The organism is Pseudomonas parafulva (genome assembly GCF_002021815.1).
Classification (GTDB): Bacteria; Pseudomonadota; Gammaproteobacteria; order Pseudomonadales; family Pseudomonadaceae; genus Aquipseudomonas; species Aquipseudomonas parafulva_B.
On record NZ_CP019952.1, the window covers coordinates 2,007,841 to 2,027,358 of the forward strand.

Consider the following 19,518-nt stretch of genomic DNA (forward strand, 5'->3'; position numbering starts at 1 on the left):
CCATGACCGACTTCATCACCGTCGCTGATGTTGACCAGGCGCTCGGGCAGGGCTGGGCAGGCGACGGTGATGCAGTCCTCGCCGTCTCCATGGCCAATGCCTGGCTCACGGCCAAGATCAAGCGACCGGTGCCAGACCCGGTGCCGGATGCCATAGTGAGTGCCGGCGCGCAGGTGGCCAAGCTGGCTGCCGCCGGCAAGCTTTACAAGGACACCCAACGCGAGGTGCAGAGCAAGACGGTGTCAGCCCAGGCTGGCACCTCGACCAGCAAGACCTACGTCGCGGGCTCCGTCGACCGCTCTGCTGGCGAAAACTTCGCCCTCGACCTCATCGCTCCCTGGATCCGCCGCGCCGGCACCGTAATGCTCAAGAGGACCTGACCCATGGGCATGCGTGAAGAGCTCCAGGCGGAGCTGGCGGAAGCGTTCGATGATCCAGACGGCCTTGCCGACGCGGTGAAGCCCGTTGCAGGGAGCCGTACCGTCAAGGGCGGATACGACCCCGAGATCGGCGGCACCGTCCCGGCCTCGACCATCCATTACACCGGGCGCGGCGTGTTCGGCAGTTACCTGGCAAAGGAAATCGATGGCACACGTATCCAGACCGAGGACGTGAAGCTGCTGGTGCTGCAGAACGAACTGTTCGAAGGCCAGGCCGGCGCTGTCACCAATGTTTCGGCCGCGCCCAAAATCGGCGATCAGGTGAGCGGGTACCGCGCACTTAACGTGTCCCAGGATCCGGCGCAGGCGACCTGGACTATTCAGTTGAGAAAGTGATATGGCGCGCGGCTCACACATGGCCCAGCGATACGGCGGCCAGCAGGGCGGCTTCGCTGAGGCAATTCGGGCGTTCGCCGAGCAGGCGGAGCAAGCTCTGGACGCTACGTTCCGCGAGATTGTGATCGAGATCGGCAGCAGCGTGATCCGCATGTCGCCGGTCGGCAACCCGGAGCTGTGGGCGGCCAACGTGGCCCACCGGGCCAAGGCCAGCAAGGCAGCCGATGACTACAACTTCAAGGTCGCGGTGCGCAACACCCTGATCAACCTGAATCATGACAACTTCACCAAGGCCGGCAATCTGCGCAAGGGTGTGAAGTACGCCAAGCCCCTGACGAAGACTGAACGCGAGCAGAACTTCGCCACCAACGGCCTAGTCGCCGGCCAGGGCTACGTCGGCGGCCGGTTCCGGGGTAACTGGCAGTTCTCCATCGACTCGCCGGCAACCTCAGAACTGGATCGCATCGACCCGTCGGGCAGCGAAGCCATAACCGCGCTTATCAGCCAGGTGCAGGCGCTGAGCATCGGCCAGACGGCCTACATCGTGAACAACCTGGCATACGCGGTCCCGCTGGAATACGGGCATTCAGCCCAGGCCCCGGCCGGCATGGTTCGGGTGACCCTGGCCAACTTCCAACGCATCGTCGACGAAGCCATCAGGAACAACAGCGTATGAGCCATGCACGAGCCCGCCAGGCCATTGAAATCAAGCTGATGGCCTGGGCCACGGCGCGCCCGATTCGGGTGGCCAACTTCGAAGAGGGGTTCGAGGCCGAGTCCGGCGAGATCTATCTTCGAGCCTACTTGCTGCCGGCCAGTACCACCTGCCGCTACCTGGGCGGCGACGCCTACGAATACACCGGCGTCTACCAGATCAGCATTGTTTGCCCGGCAGGCCAAGCCTTGGGCATTGCCGAATCACTGGTTGATGAGCTGAGCAGCTTGTTCCGGGTTGATACCGAGCTAAGCCGCAGCGGCTTCGAAGGCCTTATCACCGAACCGGTGGAGCAGGGCCCGACCATCACCGAGTCTGCGTCCTACACGGTCCCGACCAGTTTCACCTACCGCGGCATCGCCGACCAATCGCCCGTAGGGGCATAACCATCCGCCACCAGGCGAACCTTCAAGAGGAAATACCCATGGCCGCACGCTTCCCGCTGCCGAACGGCTCTGTGCTGGAAATCGCCAGCGTACTCGCCGCTGCCGTTGCCTTTACTGCCTTGACCAACGCTGCACCTCCGGTGGCGACCGCCGCAGGGCACAACATCAAGAACGGCGACGTCTTGGTCGTCAGCTCCGGCTGGTCGCTGATCAATGACCGCGCGGTTCGCGCTGTCAGTGTTGCCTCTGACAAGTTCTCCATGGCCGGCCTGAATACCACCAACGCCGACAAGTACACCGCCGGCGCAGGTGTGGGCTCTGTGATCCCAGTGAGCAACTGGGCGCAGATCTCCAAGGTGACTGCCTTCACCTCTTCCGGCGGCGAGCAGCAGTACCTCACCGTCGGGTACTTAGAGGACGATGACGATCGCCAGTTCCCCACCAATCGCAACCCCATCACCTTGTCGATCACTGTCGAGGATCAACCAGCGGCTGCATACGTGGGCCTGGTCGAAGCCTACGGTGACAGCAAAGAGCTGACGGTTGTCCGCCTCAAGTTGCCCAACGGCGACCAGATCCTCTATCCGGGTTACGTGAGCATCACCACCACCCCGACCATGGAGCGCAACAACCTGATGACCCGAACCATCAGCATCGCGCTTTCGGGCCGTCCGGTTCGCTATCTGGCTGCTGCCTAAGGAAACCTCATGGCGAAGATCAAAATCGCGCAGAACCCGACCTTTACTGCCGAGGTGCAGGTGCCTCGAATCGGTGGAGAGTCGGTGCCGGTGGAGTTCGAGTTCCGCTACATGGACCGCGTAACGCTGGCCGGCATGTTTGATCGCTGGAACAAGGCGCGCGACGTCTGGGCAGAGAAGGCCAAGGCCGACAACGCTACCTGGGAAGAGGTGACTGCCGGCGAGATCGCTCTGCAGGCTGAGCAGCTGGGCGAAATTGTCACTGGGTGGGACCTGGAGGACAAGTTCAGCCAGAAAGCGATCCTCGAGTTGGTTCGAACCTGCACGGGGGCGCCAAAGGCCGTCATCGACGCCTTCCAGGCTGCCTACAGCCCGGCCCGCCTGGGAAACTGAGGGCGGCCGCCCGCGTGTGCTACGAGCAAGGGCCTTCTGCTGAGCAGTTGGCCGCTCTTGGCCTGACCTTGGCTGACATTGCAGAAGATGAAGTGGAGATCTGGCCCGATGCCTGGCCCGCCTTCCGCCTATTCGACGCAATGGGCACGCAGTGGCGGGTTGGCCCGGGCGGCCCGTCTGGGCTGGATTACACGGTCATTCCGACAACAGCCGCAATGCTGGGCATCAAGCGCCGCGACCTTCTTGACATTTTTCCCGACCTCCGCGTGATGGAAGTCGAGGCCCTGGCCGTCATGGCCGAATCCATGGAGTAGATCATGACCACCATTGCCTCCCTCGGTCTTCAGATCGATTCCGGTGATGCTGTTGAGGCCAAGGATAACCTCGACCAGCTGACGGACGCTGGCAAGCGTAGCGAGGAGTCGGCTGGTCGAACTGGTCGCGCTTGGGAAACGGCCCTGGGCAGCTTGCAGGGCGACACCCGGCAGATCGTGCAGGAGCTGCAGTCGCTTAACGCCAAGCAGGCCGAACTCGCGCAGCAGATGGCTACCGTGGGCCGCGCCGTTACCAGTGCATCGACCGCATTCAGCAGCGCTGCAGCGAACATGGGCTCGTTCCGGGCTGAAGCTGCACAGGCCGGGCAAGTCCAGCAGGCGCTGACTACCGCCACGGATGCCGGTGCCCAGGCGGGCCGTCGCGCTGCAGAGTCTGCCGATGAGCAACAGGCCAGGATTCTGGCCGTGGCCAAAGCCTCTTTGGAGGCGAGCCAGTATGTTCAGACCCTCAATCGGGCCACTGAACAGAGCGTAGAGGTCACCGCCCAGGCAAACGCCGTGCTCTCAGATAGCGCTAGCCGTCAGGCGGCCATCAACAGCCGAGCTCAAGCCCTCATCGCCACGGAAGAACGCCAAGCAGAAGCGGCGAGGAAGGCGGCCGGGGCCCACCGGGAGGAGGGGCAGGCGCTTGATGAGCTGCTAGGCAAGATTGACCCGACCGTCGCTGCGCTTGGCCGTCTAGACCAGATGGAGCAGAGGCTGAAGAGCTTCCGTGCGAGCGGTGCACTGGATGCTGAAACCTTCGGCGAGTACCAGTCAAAGATCGATCAAGCGCGCACGGCCCTGGGAGGCGCAGATGCAGCGCTGAACAAGACCGGTATGTCGGCAAAGGCAACTGCAGCGGCATTGCGCGGTGTACCTGCGCAGTTCACTGACATCGTCGTATCCCTGCAGGGCGGCCAAGCGCCGCTAACCGTCTTGCTCCAGCAGGGCGGGCAGCTCAAGGACATGTTTGGTGGTGTCGGGCCGGCCATCAAGGCCCTCGGCGGATATGTGCTTGGCCTGGTGAATCCATTCACCGTCGCCGCTGCCGCAGTGGGCGTGCTGGGTTATGCGTACTACAAAGGCAGCGAGGAAGCCGTTGGCTTTCAAAAGGCTTTGATCACCACCGGCAACGCGGCGGGCACTACTGCTGACCGGTTGTCAGGGATGGCTGCTCAGGTATCGGCCACAGTGGGTACCACCGGCGCCGCCGCGGAAGTCCTCACCCAACTGGCTGGTAGTGGGAAAGTTGCCGCCGACAGCTTCGTCGAGATCACCGAGGCTGCGCTTGAGTGGCGCGATGCTACAGGCCGCGCCGTGGAGGAGACCGTCGCCGAGTTCGTGAAGATCGGCAAGGACCCGGTGACGGCGGCCAAGGAGCTCAACGAGCAGTACGGGTTTCTCACGGCTTCCACATACTCACAGATCGTGGCCTTGAAGGAGCAAGGTGACACCATCGACGCCACCAAGCTGCTCACTGACACCTATGTCGACACCATCAAGAATCGCAGCAAGGAAGTCACCGAAAATCTGTCCATCTGGGAGCGCGGCTGGAAAGCGCTACGAGGGGAGGTGGCTGCTACGGTTGACTCGGTTAAAAACATTGGGCGCGAGCAGGATATCGCCAGTCGAATCGTTGAACTGCAGCGCCAGGTAGCCGCAGCCCAGAGCGCCGTCAATGCTGACAAGGACGACAGCGATGCTCAGAAAAAGCTGACCAACGCTAATCTTGAGCTGAAGGGCCTGATTCAGCAGCGAGACACACAGCAGGCGATCGCCAGAGCCCAGGAGCTAGATGCTCAACGGCAACAGGCGGCCATTGTCGCCATCGGCAAGATTGACGCTCTGGAAAAGTCCGCTCGGACCAACGCCGAGAAGCGCGCTGACGCTTTGAAGGAATACACAAAATCCCTTGACGCCATACGCAAGGTCGACCCCGGCGATGAGCGATTGAAGCCTGAGAACATAGCTCGGGTGAAGGCGGATATCGCCAAGCAATACAAAGACGCTGCCGGCCGCACTTCGCCGCTTGACCTCTCCGGATTCAATGACCAGAAGAATGCTCTGGTCGCCATTCTCTCCGAATACAAGAATCACCAGAAGGAGTTGGACGCTGCGCAGAAGGCCGGCCTGATTTCTCAGGAGTCGTACGCCGCCCAGCGCGCTGCGATCATCGAGCAGCAGAAGGCCGAGGTCACCAACGTCTACGAGGCCGAGATCAAAGCCTTGGAGGCGGTCAAAGGGCGAACCAGCACCAGCGCCCAGCAGCGGATTCAGCTAGACCAGAAGATCGCCGACGCCCGCGCTGCCATGGTCAAGGCACAACAGGACGCCGACACCGAGCTTTCGGTGCTGGCGACCAACGAGCAGGGCCGGCTGGCCAAGCAGGCCAGGGCAGTGCAGACCTATACCGACGCGCTCGGCCAGCAGGTAACAGCGCTGAGGCTTCAAGGACAGCGCTCGGCCGAGAACCTTGGCCTCGGTGATCGCCGGCGAGGGCTCCAGGAGCAGCAGTACGGTATCACTGATCGCATCAACCAACAGCGGCTGGACTTGGCCAACCAGTACGGCGATGGCTCTCGTGGCATGAGCCTTGATGAGTACAACCAGAAGCTGGTGGCCCTGAACAAAACCGAGAAGGATCTGCAGGAAACCACCATCGCCAACTACGACCAGATGACGGCCGCGCAGGGCGACTGGCGTAAGGGGGCGTCGTCTGCCTTCCAAAATTACTTGGAGCAGGCCCGTGATGTAGCCGGGCAGACGAGATCCCTGTTCACCAATGCATTCAGCTCGATGGAGGATGCGGTCGTAAACTTCGCCATGACTGGCAAGTTCTCGTTCGCGGACTTCACCAAGTCGATCCTGGCTGACATGGTTCGGATCGAGACGCAGCGCGCTGCCTCTGGGCTGCTTGGCAGTCTGGTGAGCTGGGGCGCCACTGCGGCCTCCGCCTATTTTGGCGGCGGTGGGGGCAACGGCATGGAGGCCGGTTCAGCGGGCGCTGTTTCCTCGAACCTCGGTGCGTCGCAGGCAGGCTACAGCAGCACCTACTTCCCTCAAGCTCTTGGCGGCGCCTGGTCGAAAGGCGTGCAGCTGTTTGCAAATGGCGGCGCGTTCACCAACTCGATTGTGAGTACACCCACGGCGTTCGGCATGGCTGGCGGCAGGATGGGCGTGATGGGAGAGGCAGGCGACGAGGCCGTCATGCCTTTGACCAGGACCTCAGGTGGTCAGCTCGGGGTAAGAGCGGTAGGCGGTGGAGCTACCTCCATTACTCTATCCGCCCCTGTGAGCCTAGTCATGGAGGACAGGAGCAACGAAGGCATGCAGCTCGATCAAACGCTGCTTCAGCAGAATATGCAGAAGCAGATGCAGATGGCTGCCGAGAAGGCGGTCGCCGACTCATGGCGCCCAGGTGGTGTCAGCCATCGAAACACCAGCGGGAGGCGCTGATGGCCATTGAAAAATTCAGCTGGCCAACCCAGCGCGGTGAAACGCCTGAGATCAGCTATCGCACCCGCGAATCCCGGTTTGGGGGCGGGTACCGACAGGTGGTCGGTGACGGGCCCAACAACAAGGAAGACAGCTACCCCATCACCGTCACTGGCACGAAGGCCCAGGTACGCAAAGTCATGGAGTTTTTCGACAGGCACGGCGGGGCTAAGGCTTTTCTGTGGACCACGCCGCTCGGGGATCTTGGATTATTCACCTGCAAAGACCCCAAGCCTACCCCGGTGGGTGGTGGACGCTTCAAAGTGACCGCCACACTCGAGCGGGCTTTTCACCCATAAGGAACCAGCATGTCACTGATCAAGGATATCCAGACCCTGGAGCCTGGCAACGAGGTGCTGCTGTTCGAGCTCGATGGCTCGGACTTTGGCGCTGACACCCTGCGCTTCCATGGCCATGCGATTCCTCATACCCCCGAGGAGCTGCGAGCAGCCGGCGCCAATGCCGACCAGCTGCAGGCCAAGTCCATCTGGTGGCAGGGCAACGAGTACAGCGCCTGGCCAGTGCAGATTGAAGGCATCGAGGCGAACTCCGACGGTACTGCGGTGCGACCGACGTTCAGCGTAGGTAACGTCAGTGGCCGGATCACCGCGTTGTGCTTGGCCTTCGACAACCTGCTCGAATTCAAGCTGACCATGCGGCACACCTTCGCTGAGTACCTGGACGCTGTGAATTCCCCCGGCGGCAACCCCTCGGCAGATCCGGCGGAGGAGGCTATAGAAGTCTGGTATATCGACCAGAAGGTGTCTGAGAGCGGCACCACTGTAGCTTGGGAGCTTGCGAGCCCGGGTGATGTGGGCGGCGAAACGATTGGGCGTCAGATGACGCAGCTATGCCATTGGGCGATGACGGCAGGGTACCGGGGGCCGAACTGTGGCTACACCGGGCCCTACTACGACATGGATGGAAACCCGACCTCGGACCCGGCAAAGGACCAGTGCAATGGCTGCCTGGACACCGGCTGCACCGTCCGGCATGGCCAGGGCAACGAACTTCCCTTCGGCGGCTTCCCTGCCGTCTCGCTGATCGCCCGGAGCTGACCATGCGCAAACACATCTTGGCCGCCGTGCAAGCGCACGCAGCGGCTGAATACCCGCGAGAGTGCTGCGGCCTGCTGCTGCAGGTTGGCCGCAGGCAGGTCTATCACCCGTGCACCAACGCGTCCAACGACCCGAGTGAGGAATTCCGGATTGCACCCGAGCAGTACGCCGAAGCCGAAGACCTGGGCGAGGTGATTGGCATTGTCCACTCACACCCGGACGCCACCAGCAGGCCGTCCCCGCGGGACTTGGCCATGTGCGAAGCTACGGGCCTGCCCTGGTACATCTTGTCTTGGCCGGAGGGGGATCTGCGCACGATCACGCCAACCGGCAGTACGCCGCTACTCGGTCGCCCGTTCGTCCACGGTGCCTGGGACTGCTGGCAGACCTGCGCCGATTGGTACAAGCGAGAATGGGGGCTGGAGTTTCCCGCCTACGCCCGGGAAGAGGGCTGGTGGGAGAATGCTGACGGTCCGAGCTTGTACGAGCAGGCCTATGAAGACGCCGGCTTTTACCAGGTGAGCGAGCCGCAACGGGGTGACTTGGTTGTCATGGCGGTGGGGCGCACTGCTCATCCAAATCATGCGGGCATCTACCTCGGTGATGATGCCCGGCTGCCAGGCGAGGGCAGCCAGGTGTTTGGGCCGGGTCCATTCATGCTGCACCACCTTCTGGGGCGGCCATCGGAAATTATCGTGTTTGGCGGGCCCTGGCTCGACCGGACGCGCCTTGTGTTGCGTCATCGTGGAGCAACACTTTCGTCGCAGAGCGTTTCGTAGCGTTTGTCGCATATTCTGCAGCGCGATTGATCAAATTTGAGTATTTGATACAATCAACCATAAGGCGCTACCAGTAACCCACAGCGTCTTCACCCATCCCATGAGGAAAGGACATGAAACGCAGCGTCGAAGGTGGCACCACCATGACTGCCGCAGAGCGCAAAAAGGTTCGAAATCGTCCTGCCATGATGTCGGCAGAAGCGATGGATCGCGTCGCCTCTGAGTGTTACGCGTATTTCTCTGCGCGTGCTGCAGAGCGGGCGGCAGCTCAGCGTCCATGACAGCAGTGGTGGTGAGCAGGAGGCTCACGCTGATCACTGGCCCCGATGAGGCTAAATCATGGGCTGATGAGTTCTCGTTGTGGAAACAAGGTGGTATTGGTCCCGGTGATACCTTCGGGAAAACCTCTCCATTTGTGGCACCGCCAGATATCACCGGCCTTTTGAGCAAAGTTCACCTCGAGAATCCAAACGTTTCGGTAAGGTGGAACCGCATGCTCGACGAGGGAATTGAAGACCCTCAGGCATTCACCTCCGACAAGATTCTTGTTTTCGGCAAGACCTGGGATGTTCCTCGAGCTCCATATTTTCTGCTAGCCCTACTCGATCCGGACGCTCACGAGCAGATGAAGGATCGGCCAATGTTGTCTGAGCTTGGCATTCATTTCAATTCGGAAGCTCGAGCATTTTCGCAAGACTTTCCAACGATATCCGGCTGGATTACATCCGGATTTTGAGCAGGTTATATCTAATGCCCAGCCCCGAGCTGGGCTTTTTGCATTTGTGCTAGCTGTTCTACTGGGAAATTGTCTGCATCAGTGCGACCACTTTGGCTAGCCCGCTTCTGCCATAGCTTGGGTCGCGCTCTAGCCGCTCTATAAGCCAAGCGATCTCACCGCGGGCCCCATCAGAGATTTTACCGCTCCATGGCAGGAGTAGATCGGTGACTGGGTAAGCCTCTGATGGCCAGTCGCTCTTCAATACTTGAACGAGCAGACCTCTCATCCTGTCGAGAGCGTATGGGCCATCTGCAGGATCCTGCAGCGCCTGCTTCAAGTTTGTGAAGTCACAGTGCATTGCCTACCTCCCGGCTAGGCGCGAAAAGCCCGGCGCTTGGCCGGGCCTGGGGCTATCTGGGAATGGGCATGTGGCGGAAGTAACGCAGCACACCGCATACCTGGCCAGGATTGACTTCTGCAGCGTTCTGCCAGAAGGATGCCGCAAGTGGCGCGTCGACAGTGAAGAGGCACACGATCACTCGCTCGTCTAGGTCGTACACAACACGTTCAACTTGCGGATCTATTTGCTGCCCCGAGACGGTTTCCCACATAGTGGTGCTTATGCCTTGCTCGAACCGCATTCCCTCGGCAGGAACGAATGGCAGCTCCAGGTTGTGGTAGTAACCGCGGATTACTTCGCCGCGCTGCACCACGCGGACGGCAAGCATAACCTTGTACATTGGGTCTCCTTGAATGGGCGGCTCTTGGCCGGGCTTGGGGTTACTCGTCTTTCGGGGCTTTGGAATTCAGTGTGAGCTGAGCTCTCAATTCGTAGTACTTCTCTGATAGCTTGCGCTCTTGCTCCCAGAGACCGTCCAGTTCGGCCTTGGTGGCAGTTAGCGCAGCCTGCAGAGCAGCTTTTTGCCCAAGGCTCTGCGCGTTATCGAGCTCGTCCTGCAGCGCGGATCGGGCTTGGAATTTTGCCATCTTCATCTGGCCGACAATCATTCTCTGATTGCTCAGATCCTGCAGCTCGGCTACGCCGTCCTCCAAAGAAATTGCACGAGAGTGCGGCACGTATTCATAGCTAGCTTCTAGCCTCGCCACGATCTCAGCATTCAGGCTTCGCTTCGCCTGCTGTGATGAAGCCTCGAGTTTTTCGCGAAGATCGGCCGGCATGCGTAGCGAGTACGGTGGGAGTACGTGGCGATCGTTCATGGTTTTCCAAGGTGCAATGATATTAAACAGAGATTCTGTTCGTGCATTCAAAAAGATTCAAGAATCCACTTGACGTCACCATGATGTGACGTCAATATGAATCCACAGGTTCTGGGAGGAGAATTATGAAAGGCGCGCATCAATGTCCCGCGTACAGCTTGCGGATCGCGAGTGAACTGAAAGAGAAGGCGAGGCAGGAGGCGGGCATCAACCGTCGCAGCCTCAATGCCGAGCTGGGCCTGTTAATTGAGGAGGGGCTGAAATGGCGGGCAATGCAGAGGCAACAGGTGGCAGCCTGAAAACGAAGAAGCCCCAGTGCGGGAACACTGAGGCTTCGGGAAACGAGATCAACTTCGGAGAAGAAATCGTCATGGGCGATAATAGCACAAACGTAATCCCTTTCAATTTTGGCAAACAGCAGGTCCGCACGCTGCTGATTGATGAGCAGCCATGGTTCGTAGCTGCTGACGTCTCGGCAGCCTTGCTTTACGCAGAAGCCAAGGACATGACCCGCAACTTGGATGAAGACGAGAAGGGCCGGCAGATTGTGCCGACCCCTGGCGGCCCTCAGGAAATGCTGGTCATCAATGAGTCCGGCCTGTACTCAGCGCTACTTCGCAGTCGCAAGGCCGAGGCCAAGCGTTTCAAGAAGTGGGTTACGGCTGAAGTCTTGCCAGCGATCCGCAAGCATGGTCGATACAAAGACCGCCAGGCGAAGATGCCAACCCTCATGGACGAGCTGATCGGCATGAGCGAACTGGGCGTCATCAAGGGCCTGATCAGGAACAAGGGTAAGGCGGTTGCAGCAGATAAGCGCCAGAGCTTTGCCTTGGTCATGCACAATCGCCTGCACACTCGTTTCAACGTGCCGCGCACTGAGCTTATCCCTGCGGGCCAGTTCGAAGCGGCCTGCAACTTCATTGCGGCCTACAACGTGCTGGAAGGTGAGTTCATCGCCAAGGAGCCGCCACAGCTGCAACTGCCGCTGAACATTCATTACCCAGTCGAGGCCTTGGCAGCCCTGCGCGAAGGGATGCTGACCGTCCGCAACGACAAGCAGGCATGGCTAGATGTGACGCTTAACGACATCCGCGATACGCGTGACGGCACCACACCTCTGGAGAGCCTGCTTTGGGATCTTGAGAAGGCTGGCTTCGACATCCGTGGCGCCTGGTGGGAGCTTCGCACCTACCGCAACAAGATTCGGGAGATCACCTCGTTTGTGAAGGGTCTGGGCCGGGTGATGGAAGAGCCTCAGCGGTATGCAGTGGATTCACCAAAGGGAAGGGTTGCCGCATGAGCAATGTGATTCCGTTTGACTACGAGGGGCACCCAGTACAGCTCAGCACTGATGGCTGGCTGAACGCCACAGCAATCTCGAAGAAATTCGGAAAGCGTCCAAGCCACTGGCTTGAATTGCCAACGACCGGAGAGTACCTAGGTGCGCTGGCCAAGCGATTAAGTGTCGGAAATTCCGACAGTTTAATTCGCCGGAAAATGGGCCGAAACGGAGGGGTGTGGCTTCACCCAAAGTTGGCTGTAGCGTTCGCTCGCTGGCTGTCGGCTGACTTTTCTGTCTGGTGCGACCTGCAAATTGACTCGCTGCTTCATGGTGATGTTGATGTTCGCACCAGGTACGAATCGGCATGCGCAGCTCTTGATCGAGGCAAGGAGGTAGCGAGCCTCAGCGGAAAAGAGCTATCCAGTTGGCGCTGGGCCAAGCCAGGGCTTGAGCATAACGTCGAGTACTGGCGTAATCAGATGCAGCTAACCCTGAAGCTTGAAGTCGCATAAGTTGACGCCCTAAGCGCCCCGCACCTGAGGGGCATAGCGCGTTCAAGCCGAACCCCGCCCGCGCGGGGTTTTGGCGCTTCCTGCTGATGATGGTAGATTGCCGTCATTAGCCATGGATAGGCCGTGGCCAGTGAGCAAGGATTTCGAATGTTCGTCGTACGGCTACTGGTACTGGGGTTTCTCGCCTTCTTCAGTTATGCAATGGGAATGGAGCGAGGAGGGTTGAACGCCTTCGGCACATTGATGGCGTTCAGCGGAGTCGTGTTCGTGCCTGCCTTTTACATGCTTCCCACAATTGAAGCGTGGTTGCGAAAAAGCAACAATCTGGGAGCAATCGCTGCCCTCAACTTCTTCCTTGGTTGGAGCCTGTTGGGCTGGGTGGCTGCCCTGGTGTGGGCGTTCAAGAAGCCTTCTCCCGTGATAGTCGCGGACATGTCTGCAGCCGCCTCGCCCGAACCAGTTGTCGATATTCCTGCAGTCGCTGACTCCAAGCCCAAAAAAGACTGCCCATACTGCGGCGAAGAAGTCTTGGCGGTTGCTATCAAGTGCAAGCATTGTGGAAGTGACTTGACTGGAACTGCTGGAGGCGCCGTATGAAGGCTCTTATTCTGTCACTGGGGCTGGCTTTGCTGGCGGGATGTGTCTCGCCAGCCGATCTGGTAGAGCGTGGGCCTGCCTTCGAAAGCCAAACTCCTAAGACCGCGAGAGACTTCTCTAAATGTCTCGCCCCGAAATGGCAGGACATGAGTAGCGGAGTAGTCTCTACGGAAACCGAAACTGGGTATCGCATTCGCTTAGACATCGACATGGTGGGCACGCCAGTGATGGCGGTAGTGCAGAGCCAGACGGTTGGTGCCAAGGTCAGTATCTACACTCGGAACAGTACGTGGTCCAAGTGGGTGAAGGTGGCGCGAACCTGCATCTGAGCATATCCAAGATCAACACCTCCTCCGGGAGGTTTTTTTATGCCCAAAGGAATTTACAGCCATGCCCAATGCTCAGCTACCAGCGTTGACCAGCATCAAATTGTCTTGCTCGCTTGCCCGAAAATTCGGCCGCCTGCACCAAAAATTACTCGATAGCGGAAGCACTTTCGAAGTGTTCAGGGCTCTTAATGCGACCATTCCGGGTTTTGAGGCAGAGATCAGGAGGCTTGACCAACTAGGCATGCGCTTCGCTATTTTCCGGAACGGTCGTAACGTCGGCCCTGATCAATTCGATCGCGGAGGTGTGAAAGAGATACGTATCGTCCCTGTCGTTGGAGGCAGCAAGCGTGGAGGCACGCTTCAGACGGTTGTCGGCGCTGTACTCATCGCCGCAGCCTTTGTCCTCTCATTTACGCCATTTGCTGGCGCCTCCCCATTTCTCTACCAGCTGGGTGGGGCCATGGTCGCCGCAGGCGTAATCCAAATGCTCAGCCCCCAGGCCAAGGGCCTATCCCAAAGCGCGGCGCCAGAAAACCTTCCGAGTTACGCCTTCGGCTCCGCCAAGAACACCACAGCCAGCGGCAACCCCGTCCCGATCTGCATCGGCGAACGACGCTGGGGTGGGGCGATCATCTCCGCCTCGATTGAGGCACAGGACAAGGCATAGCGCCAAAAGAATGTACAGACCGCCAGTGGGCGGTTTTTTTTCGCCCGGAGGAAAGCATGGGCCCAGTAGATCACCTGGAAATTGTCGGCGCTAAAGGCGGCGAGAGCCAGCCAAAGCAGGCAGTGGAGTCGCCGGATAGCTTGCGCTCGACGAACATCGCCAAGATCCTGCTGGCAGTAGGCGAAGGCGAATTCGATGGGGTGCCCACCGACCGGGACATCTACCTCGACAACACCCCGATCGCTGATGCCAGCGGCAATGTGAACTTCCCAGGTGTGAAGTGGGAGTGGCGCCCGGGCTCTGTTGAGCAGAGTTACATCCAGGGCATCCCCTCGGTGGAGAACGAAACCTCCGTCAACGTTGAGCTGCGCAGTGACAACCCGTTCACGCGCGCCCTGAGCAACACCCAGCTCTCGGCTGTTCGCGTGCGCATGTCCTGGCCGCGCCTGGCCAAGCAGGAGAGCAACGGCGACACCATCGGCTACCGCATCGAGTACGCGATCGATATCGCTACAGACGGTGGCGCTTATGTCGAAGCTCATCTTGGCGCCGTGGATGGCAAGTCCACCAACGGCTACCAGCGCTCGGTGCGCGTGAATCTGCCCAAGGCAACTTCCGGGTGGATGCTGCGCGTGCGCCGACTCACGCCGAACGCTAACAGCGGTACCGTGGCCGATACCATGACCGTGGCGGGCTACACCGAGATCATTGACCAGAAGATCCGGTACCCGAATACGGCCTTGCTGTACATCGAGTTCGATGCCCAGCAGTTCCAGAACATCCCGGCGGTGACGGTGAAGTGCAAGGCCAAGCGCTGGCCGGTGCCGAGCACTTACGACCCGATCACCCGCACCTATAGCGGTGTTTGGGACGGCACGTTCAAGCTGGCCTGGACCAACAACCCTGCCTTCGTGACCTATGGTTTGTGCGTGGAAGACCGCTTCGGCCTGGGCAAGCGCATCAAGCCGTGGATGGTCGACAAGTGGGAGATGTATCGCATCGCCCAGTACTGCGACCAGCTTGTGCCGGACGGTGTGGGCGGTCAGGAGCCGCGCTTCCTCTGCGACATGAACCTGCAGGGCCGTGCCGAGGCATGGACGCTGCTGCGCGACCTATCGGCGATCTATCGGGGCATGGTGTATTGGGCTCACGGTTCGCTGTTCATGCAGGCGGACATGCCGCGTGCGCAGGACATCGACTACGTCTTCACCAGGTCGAACGTGATTGACGGTGAGTTCGTGTATGGCGGCGCCGAGCGCAGCACACATTACAGCCGCGCCTTGGTCAGCTACGACAACCCGGCCAACAACTACGACACCGACGTTATTCCGGTGACCGACAACGCGCTGCAGCGCCGGTACCGGGACCGCCCAATCGAGCTGTCCGCGATTGGCTGTACCCGGGCATCTGAGGCCCAACGCCGCGGTAAATGGGCGCTGCTGAGCAATAGCCAGGATCGCACCGTTACGTTCAAGACCGGCATGGAGGGCCGTATCCCGCTGCCTGGGTTCGTCATCCCAGTGGCAGACGAGTTGGTAGCAGGCCGGCCAAACGGCGGCCGTATTTCCTCGGCTGCTGGCCGCGTCGTGACGCTGGACCGTGACACCCCGATCAAGGCCGGCGACCGCCTGATCGTCAACCTGCCAAACGGAACCGCCCAGGCGCGGACTGTGCACTCGGTTTCGGGCCGGGCGGTGACCGTCACCACCGAATACAGCCTGCAGCCTGAGCCTGAATTGCAGTGGGCGATCGATTACGACGACCTGGCCGTACAGCTGTTCCGGGTGCTCAAAACCACCCGTACCCAGGAGGGCAACTACGAAATCACTGCGCTCGAGTTCAACCCGAGCAAGTTCGCTGCGATCGACACCGGCGCGAAACTAGACGAGCGTCCGATCAGCGTCATTCCGGTAACCACGGTGGCGCCTCCGGCCAGCGTATCGCTGTCGTCCGGCCACATGATCGACCAGGGCATCGCGGTCAGCACCATGACCATCGCTTGGCCGGCAGTAGCAGGCGCCGTTGCTTACGATGTCGAGTGGCGCAAGGACAATGGCAACTGGATCCGCTTGCAGCGCACCGGTGCCGCGTCTGTGGACGTGGTCGGTATCTACGCTGGCGCATACCTGGCCCGCGTGCGCTCGGTGAGTGCCTTCGATATCACGTCGATCTGGAAAAGCTCCAACCTGACCCAGCTGAACGGCAAGGAAGGTTTGCCGCCGGCGGTTACGTTCCTGACCACCGAGAGCTTGCTATTCAGTATTGGCATCAAGTGGGGCCTGCCTGCCGGCGCCGAAGACACCGAGCGTACTGAACTGTGGTACAGCGAAGGCACCGACCTCGGCGCGGCAACCAAGCTTGCCGACCTGGCCTACCCGCAGAGCGAGCACGTCATGCAGGGCCTGCGTGCGGGGCAGCGCTTCTTCTTCTGGGCACGCCTGGTGGACCGGTCCGGCAATGTGGGGCCGTTCTTCCCTGTGGCTCCGACCGTGGTTACCGGCATTGCAAGTGCAGATGCCAGCCCGATCCTCGAGCAGATTAAGGACCAGATCACCGAGAGTGAACTGGGCAAGGAGCTCACCAGCAAGATCGAGAAAATCGCGCTTATTGATGGAAACGGCCCAGGCTCGGTTAACGAGCGGATCGGCACCGCCAAGACCGAGCTGGCCAAGCAAATCAGCGACGTGAATAACGCCCTTAGTACCGTCAAGGGAAACCTTGAGCAGCAGATCACTGCCGTGAGCGCAGACGTTTCCGCCGCCAAGACCGAGTTGCAGCAGCAGATCGCGAACGTCTCGGCTCTGGCCGGCTCCCTGCCGTATCGCAAGGACAAGGCCTACAACGTCGGCCAAAGCGCCCTGGGCAGTGATGGCAAGCTCTACCAGGCCCTGAAAGCGGTACCGCTGAACACGCCACCGCCGAATGCCACCTACTGGACCGATGTTGGTCAGGCGGTGGTGACTGCCAACGGCATGGCCGCGCGGGTGTCGAAGGTCGAGACCGATGTGTCGACGATCGATGGCAAGGTGACCGCCCAGGCGTCGCAGATCGGCGGACTGCAATCGAGCCTGACCACCACCAATGGAAACGTTTCGGCTGCTCAGCAGGCCGCGCAGGATGCGGCCACGCTGGCGGGCGGGAAGGGCAAGGTCATCGTTCAATCGGCCGCGCCTGCCGTCGCCGATCGCTTGGCGCAAAACCTGTGGATCGACACCACCGGCAATGCCAACACCCCGAAACGCTGGAGCGGTTCTGCTTGGGTAGCGGTAACGGACAAGGTGGCCACCGATGCGGCTGCTGCGGCCGCTGGCGCATTGGCGTTGGCACAGACTAAGGCCGACGCCTCTGTAGTCAGCAGTTTGACCACCCGCGTCAGCGATGCCGAGGGCAAGCTCACGTCGCAAGCCACCCGCATGGACGGCATGCAGACCAGCATCGACGGCAAGGCCAGTTCTCAGACATTGCAGCAGGTCACCAGCCGCGTGACGGCTACTGAGCAAAAGGACGCCGCGCAGGACCAGCAGCTGACCTCACAGAGCCAAGCGCTGATCTCGCTGAACGACAGCGTGAGCAAGAAGGCCGACGCCTCAACGGTCCAGGCCCTGAGCAACGAGGTGAAGACCCAGGGTCAAAGCTTAACGGCGCAGGGGCAGTCGCTTACGAGGATTGATACCAACCTTGGCCGGCTTGGGGCTAGTGGCGTCAACTTGGTGCCGGCTGACTTCTCGGTGTTTACCAAGGATCTGCCTGCAGGTATCTATTCGAACGGCGGGGTCGCTCTCAGTACTGTAACCGACGCATCATGTTTCAAAGGCTACGCACTGAAGGCTGACAACAGCAACGAGAACTCGCACACGTTCGGGCTCGCTACCGCGTTCACGGCCGCTGCGTGCAACATGGGGTTCAAGCGCGGCAAGTATTTGGTGTCTTTCAGGGCTCGTGCTCAGACTGCAGGCCATGTAGTTGGTTGTTATGCCCGCGTCCTGCTCGCCGACGGCGTCAGCTTTAAGACATCCAGCGCTCCATTATTCACGTTGACCACGGCCTGGGCCCGGTACTCTGCGCTCATCGACCTGACCGCTGCAGATTACGATGGCACGCAGATGCAATTGGCTATCCAAACCAACCGATCAGGGGTTCCTAACCGCACCACCTACTTCGATCAGTTCATGTTCGAAGCGGTGGTCAATGATCAGGCTGAGCCGTCCATCTTCAACTTGGGAGACAGCTTCGAACAGGCGACCACAAATGCTGCAGCGACTACCGCATTGTCGGCCAGGGTGGAAAAGACTGAACAAGGGCAGACAAGCACAAGCCAGCAGGTAACTCAGCTGGAGAATACGGTGAGGTCTCTTGACTCGAAGGTTGGAGGCAAAGCTGATGCTGCTGCGCTGCAGGTGCTTGCTAACACTGTGGATCAGCATGGCAAGAGCATTACTGCCAATAGCCAATCGCTGACTAAGGTCAATGCCAGCCTCAGCGGCCTGGGGGCCAGCGGGGTCAACTTGGTTCCAGCCGAGTACTGCGCCTTCACCAAAGACTTGCCAGCGAACATGTACTCAAATGGCGGTGTTGCGATGAGCACCGTACCTGACGCTGCCGCTTTTAAAGGGTATGCGTTGAGGGCGAACAACAGCAATCCTGATTCGCACACCTTTGGATTGAGCACTGGCTTTAATGCTGCCTCATGCAACATGGGCTTCAAGCCTGGAAAGTACCTTGTGTCGTTTTACGCTCGTTCCGAAGTGGCTGGGCACATTGTTGGGATCTACGCGCGCGTGCTCCTTGCCGATGGCTCGTCATTCAAGACCTCGAACGCGCCTACTTTCGCGCTGACCACTGCGTGGGTCAGGTATGTGGGCGTCATTGACCTGACGGACCCGGCCTACACGGGCGCGCAAATGCAGCTCGCGGTCCAGAGCAACCGCTCAGGGGTTGCCAACCGGGTCACCTACTATGATCGCTTCATGCTCGAGGCCGCTGTAAACGACCAGACCGAACCATCCAACTTCAGCATGGGCAATAGCTTTGATCAGACAGCTGTTCTCGCTGAAGCAACCACAGCGCTCTCGGTGAGAGTTGGAAAGAACGAGGAGGGATTGACCTCAGCTAGCGCGCAGCTGACACAACTGAAGAATTCGATCGGTGGTAGTGGCGTAAACCTTCTGCCAGCCGAGTATTCGACCTTTCAGAAGACACTGCCAGTGTTGGACGGCAGCAGCTTCGTAGCAAGCGTTGAGAACGATTCGGCTTCATTCAGCGGCGGTACATTGAAGTTCGCGTGGGCAACTGACTCCACCGGACTGTCTGCTTTCCTGTCGCCGAAGTGGAACATCGGCAACATGGGTATGAAGCCCCAGAAATACATCATCTCTTATCGTGCCCGCGCTAGCGCCGATGGGCATGTAGTTGCGTTGTTTTTGCGAGGGATCAACCCGGATGGCAGCGTTGTCAACAGCCCGGCGGCAACCCAGCAGCGGACTGGCTACAAAGGCGAGCACCAGCGCACTGCAAACACTGACAGGTCGCGTCTCAGCTGCTGAGGGTGGACTCACTGCGGCCAACTCTAGCATCACGC

General features: G+C 60.0%; 21 protein-coding genes. 19 read left to right on the forward strand and 2 right to left on the reverse strand.

The window, feature by feature from the left end; genetic code table 11:
• Nucleotides 1-2: 2 nt before the first annotated feature.
• The 13 genes from B2J77_RS09065 to B2J77_RS21320 all read left to right on the forward strand — a co-directional run bounded on the left by B2J77_RS09065 (nt 3) and on the right by B2J77_RS21320 (nt 9,353).
• Nucleotides 3-380 carry a hypothetical protein gene (locus B2J77_RS09065; protein ID WP_078478440.1) on the forward strand — a complete coding sequence of 126 codons (378 nt, stop codon included), beginning with the start codon at nt 3-5 and terminating at the stop codon, nt 378-380.
• Nucleotides 381-383: 3 nt separating this feature from the next.
• The gene (locus tag B2J77_RS09070) at nt 384-776 is read left to right on the forward strand and encodes a hypothetical protein (protein ID WP_078478441.1); all 393 of its coding nucleotides are present in this window, start codon (nt 384-386) and stop codon (nt 774-776) included.
• A gap of 1 nt (nt 777) precedes the next feature.
• Complete coding sequence (locus B2J77_RS09075; protein ID WP_078478442.1) at nt 778-1,452, forward strand: hypothetical protein; 675 nt, start codon at nt 778-780, stop codon at nt 1,450-1,452.
• A complete protein-coding gene (locus tag B2J77_RS09080) occupies nt 1,449-1,877 on the forward strand; it encodes a phage tail terminator-like protein (RefSeq protein WP_078478443.1) in 429 nt (142 codons plus the stop codon). Before B2J77_RS09075 ends, B2J77_RS09080 begins: the two co-directional genes overlap by 4 nt.
• A 38-nt stretch (nt 1,878-1,915) precedes the next feature.
• Nucleotides 1,916-2,575, forward strand: coding sequence for a phage tail protein (locus B2J77_RS09085; protein ID WP_078478444.1), 660 nt, complete (start codon nt 1,916-1,918; stop codon nt 2,573-2,575).
• Between the two features lie 9 nt (nt 2,576-2,584).
• On the forward strand, nt 2,585-2,968 hold the full coding sequence (locus B2J77_RS09090; RefSeq protein ID WP_078478445.1) for a phage tail assembly chaperone: 384 nt from the start codon (nt 2,585-2,587) through the stop codon (nt 2,966-2,968).
• 62 nt (nt 2,969-3,030) lie between these two features.
• The gene (locus tag B2J77_RS09095) at nt 3,031-3,282 is read left to right on the forward strand and encodes a DUF1799 domain-containing protein (RefSeq protein ID WP_078479412.1); all 252 of its coding nucleotides are present in this window, start codon (nt 3,031-3,033) and stop codon (nt 3,280-3,282) included.
• Nucleotides 3,283-3,708: 426 nt separating this feature from the next.
• Nucleotides 3,709-6,741 (forward strand): phage tail tape measure protein, encoded by a 3,033-nt coding sequence (locus B2J77_RS09100; RefSeq protein WP_323368213.1) that lies wholly within the window; start codon nt 3,709-3,711, stop codon nt 6,739-6,741.
• Nucleotides 6,741-7,079, forward strand: coding sequence for a phage tail protein (locus B2J77_RS09105; protein ID WP_027916409.1), 339 nt, complete (start codon nt 6,741-6,743; stop codon nt 7,077-7,079). The genes B2J77_RS09100 and B2J77_RS09105 overlap by 1 nt, the downstream gene beginning before the upstream one ends.
• Before the next feature lie 9 nt (nt 7,080-7,088).
• Nucleotides 7,089-7,838: a phage minor tail protein L gene (locus B2J77_RS09110; RefSeq protein ID WP_078478447.1), complete on the forward strand. Its 750-nt coding sequence runs from the start codon at nt 7,089-7,091 to the stop codon at nt 7,836-7,838.
• 2 nt (nt 7,839-7,840) lie between these two features.
• Nucleotides 7,841-8,617: a C40 family peptidase gene (locus B2J77_RS09115; protein ID WP_078478448.1), complete on the forward strand. Its 777-nt coding sequence runs from the start codon at nt 7,841-7,843 to the stop codon at nt 8,615-8,617.
• A 113-nt stretch (nt 8,618-8,730) separates the two neighbouring features.
• Complete coding sequence (locus tag B2J77_RS21315; RefSeq protein ID WP_153302496.1) at nt 8,731-8,898, forward strand: hypothetical protein; 168 nt, start codon at nt 8,731-8,733, stop codon at nt 8,896-8,898.
• Nucleotides 8,895-9,353, forward strand: coding sequence for a type II toxin-antitoxin system YafO family toxin (locus B2J77_RS21320; RefSeq protein ID WP_153302497.1), 459 nt, complete (start codon nt 8,895-8,897; stop codon nt 9,351-9,353). Before B2J77_RS21315 ends, B2J77_RS21320 begins: the two co-directional genes overlap by 4 nt.
• A gap of 392 nt (nt 9,354-9,745) precedes the next feature.
• Here the strand turns inward: B2J77_RS21320 and B2J77_RS09130 are convergent, their stop codons facing one another.
• Together B2J77_RS09130 and B2J77_RS09135 are read right to left on the reverse strand one after the other, a co-directional pair.
• Entirely contained in the window at nt 9,746-10,075 is a 330-nt protein-coding gene (locus B2J77_RS09130) for a hypothetical protein (protein ID WP_078478451.1), read from the reverse strand.
• Nucleotides 10,076-10,115: 40 nt separating this feature from the next.
• Nucleotides 10,116-10,553, reverse strand: coding sequence for an Arc family DNA-binding protein (locus tag B2J77_RS09135; protein WP_078478452.1), 438 nt, complete (start codon nt 10,551-10,553; stop codon nt 10,116-10,118).
• 125 nt (nt 10,554-10,678) lie between these two features.
• On the opposite strand from B2J77_RS09135, the gene B2J77_RS21325 reads away from it, so the two are divergent.
• From B2J77_RS21325 to B2J77_RS21880, 6 genes are all read left to right on the forward strand, one after another.
• Nucleotides 10,679-10,852: an Arc family DNA-binding protein gene (locus B2J77_RS21325; protein ID WP_153302498.1), complete on the forward strand. Its 174-nt coding sequence runs from the start codon at nt 10,679-10,681 to the stop codon at nt 10,850-10,852.
• Complete coding sequence (locus B2J77_RS09140) at nt 10,816-11,853, forward strand: Bro-N domain-containing protein (RefSeq protein WP_228385175.1); 1,038 nt, start codon at nt 10,816-10,818, stop codon at nt 11,851-11,853. Before B2J77_RS21325 ends, B2J77_RS09140 begins: the two co-directional genes overlap by 37 nt.
• Nucleotides 11,850-12,347 (forward strand): KilA-N domain-containing protein, encoded by a 498-nt coding sequence (locus B2J77_RS09145; RefSeq protein WP_078478453.1) that lies wholly within the window; start codon nt 11,850-11,852, stop codon nt 12,345-12,347. The genes B2J77_RS09140 and B2J77_RS09145 overlap by 4 nt, the downstream gene beginning before the upstream one ends.
• A 147-nt stretch (nt 12,348-12,494) precedes the next feature.
• Nucleotides 12,495-12,944 (forward strand): superinfection immunity protein, encoded by a 450-nt coding sequence (locus B2J77_RS21625; protein ID WP_207059805.1) that lies wholly within the window; start codon nt 12,495-12,497, stop codon nt 12,942-12,944.
• Between the two features lie 390 nt (nt 12,945-13,334).
• A complete protein-coding gene (locus tag B2J77_RS09165; protein ID WP_078478455.1) occupies nt 13,335-13,940 on the forward strand; it encodes a tail assembly protein in 606 nt (201 codons plus the stop codon).
• Nucleotides 13,941-13,996: 56 nt separating this feature from the next.
• Nucleotides 13,997-19,483: a host specificity protein J gene (locus B2J77_RS21880; protein WP_416231904.1), complete on the forward strand. Its 5,487-nt coding sequence runs from the start codon at nt 13,997-13,999 to the stop codon at nt 19,481-19,483.
• Nucleotides 19,484-19,518: the final 35 nt, after the last annotated feature.

Excerpts from the sequence above, each read along its gene's own strand:
- B2J77_RS09065 (WP_078478440.1), top strand. The coding sequence starts at position 3 with ATGACCGACTTCATCACCGTCGCTGATGTTGACCAGGCGCTCGGGCAG.
- B2J77_RS09070 (WP_078478441.1), top strand. The coding sequence starts at position 384 with ATGGGCATGCGTGAAGAGCTCCAGGCGGAGCTGGCGGAAGCGTTCGAT.
- B2J77_RS09075 (WP_078478442.1), top strand. The coding sequence starts at position 778 with ATGGCGCGCGGCTCACACATGGCCCAGCGATACGGCGGCCAGCAGGGC.
- B2J77_RS09080 (WP_078478443.1), top strand. The coding sequence starts at position 1,449 with ATGAGCCATGCACGAGCCCGCCAGGCCATTGAAATCAAGCTGATGGCC.
- B2J77_RS09085 (WP_078478444.1), top strand. The coding sequence starts at position 1,916 with ATGGCCGCACGCTTCCCGCTGCCGAACGGCTCTGTGCTGGAAATCGCC.
- B2J77_RS09090 (WP_078478445.1), top strand. The coding sequence starts at position 2,585 with ATGGCGAAGATCAAAATCGCGCAGAACCCGACCTTTACTGCCGAGGTG.
- B2J77_RS09105 (WP_027916409.1), top strand. The coding sequence starts at position 6,741 with ATGGCCATTGAAAAATTCAGCTGGCCAACCCAGCGCGGTGAAACGCCT.
- B2J77_RS09110 (WP_078478447.1), top strand. The coding sequence starts at position 7,089 with ATGTCACTGATCAAGGATATCCAGACCCTGGAGCCTGGCAACGAGGTG.
- B2J77_RS09115 (WP_078478448.1), top strand. The coding sequence starts at position 7,841 with ATGCGCAAACACATCTTGGCCGCCGTGCAAGCGCACGCAGCGGCTGAA.
- B2J77_RS21315 (WP_153302496.1), top strand. The coding sequence starts at position 8,731 with ATGAAACGCAGCGTCGAAGGTGGCACCACCATGACTGCCGCAGAGCGC.
- B2J77_RS21320 (WP_153302497.1), top strand. The coding sequence starts at position 8,895 with ATGACAGCAGTGGTGGTGAGCAGGAGGCTCACGCTGATCACTGGCCCC.
- B2J77_RS09130 (WP_078478451.1), bottom strand. The coding sequence starts at position 10,075 with ATGTACAAGGTTATGCTTGCCGTCCGCGTGGTGCAGCGCGGCGAAGTA.
- B2J77_RS09135 (WP_078478452.1), bottom strand. The coding sequence starts at position 10,553 with ATGAACGATCGCCACGTACTCCCACCGTACTCGCTACGCATGCCGGCC.
- B2J77_RS21325 (WP_153302498.1), top strand. The coding sequence starts at position 10,679 with ATGAAAGGCGCGCATCAATGTCCCGCGTACAGCTTGCGGATCGCGAGT.
- B2J77_RS09140 (WP_228385175.1), top strand. The coding sequence starts at position 10,816 with ATGGCGGGCAATGCAGAGGCAACAGGTGGCAGCCTGAAAACGAAGAAG.
- B2J77_RS09145 (WP_078478453.1), top strand. The coding sequence starts at position 11,850 with ATGAGCAATGTGATTCCGTTTGACTACGAGGGGCACCCAGTACAGCTC.
- B2J77_RS21625 (WP_207059805.1), top strand. The coding sequence starts at position 12,495 with ATGTTCGTCGTACGGCTACTGGTACTGGGGTTTCTCGCCTTCTTCAGT.
- B2J77_RS09165 (WP_078478455.1), top strand. The coding sequence starts at position 13,335 with ATGCCCAATGCTCAGCTACCAGCGTTGACCAGCATCAAATTGTCTTGC.
- B2J77_RS21880 (WP_416231904.1), top strand. The coding sequence starts at position 13,997 with ATGGGCCCAGTAGATCACCTGGAAATTGTCGGCGCTAAAGGCGGCGAG.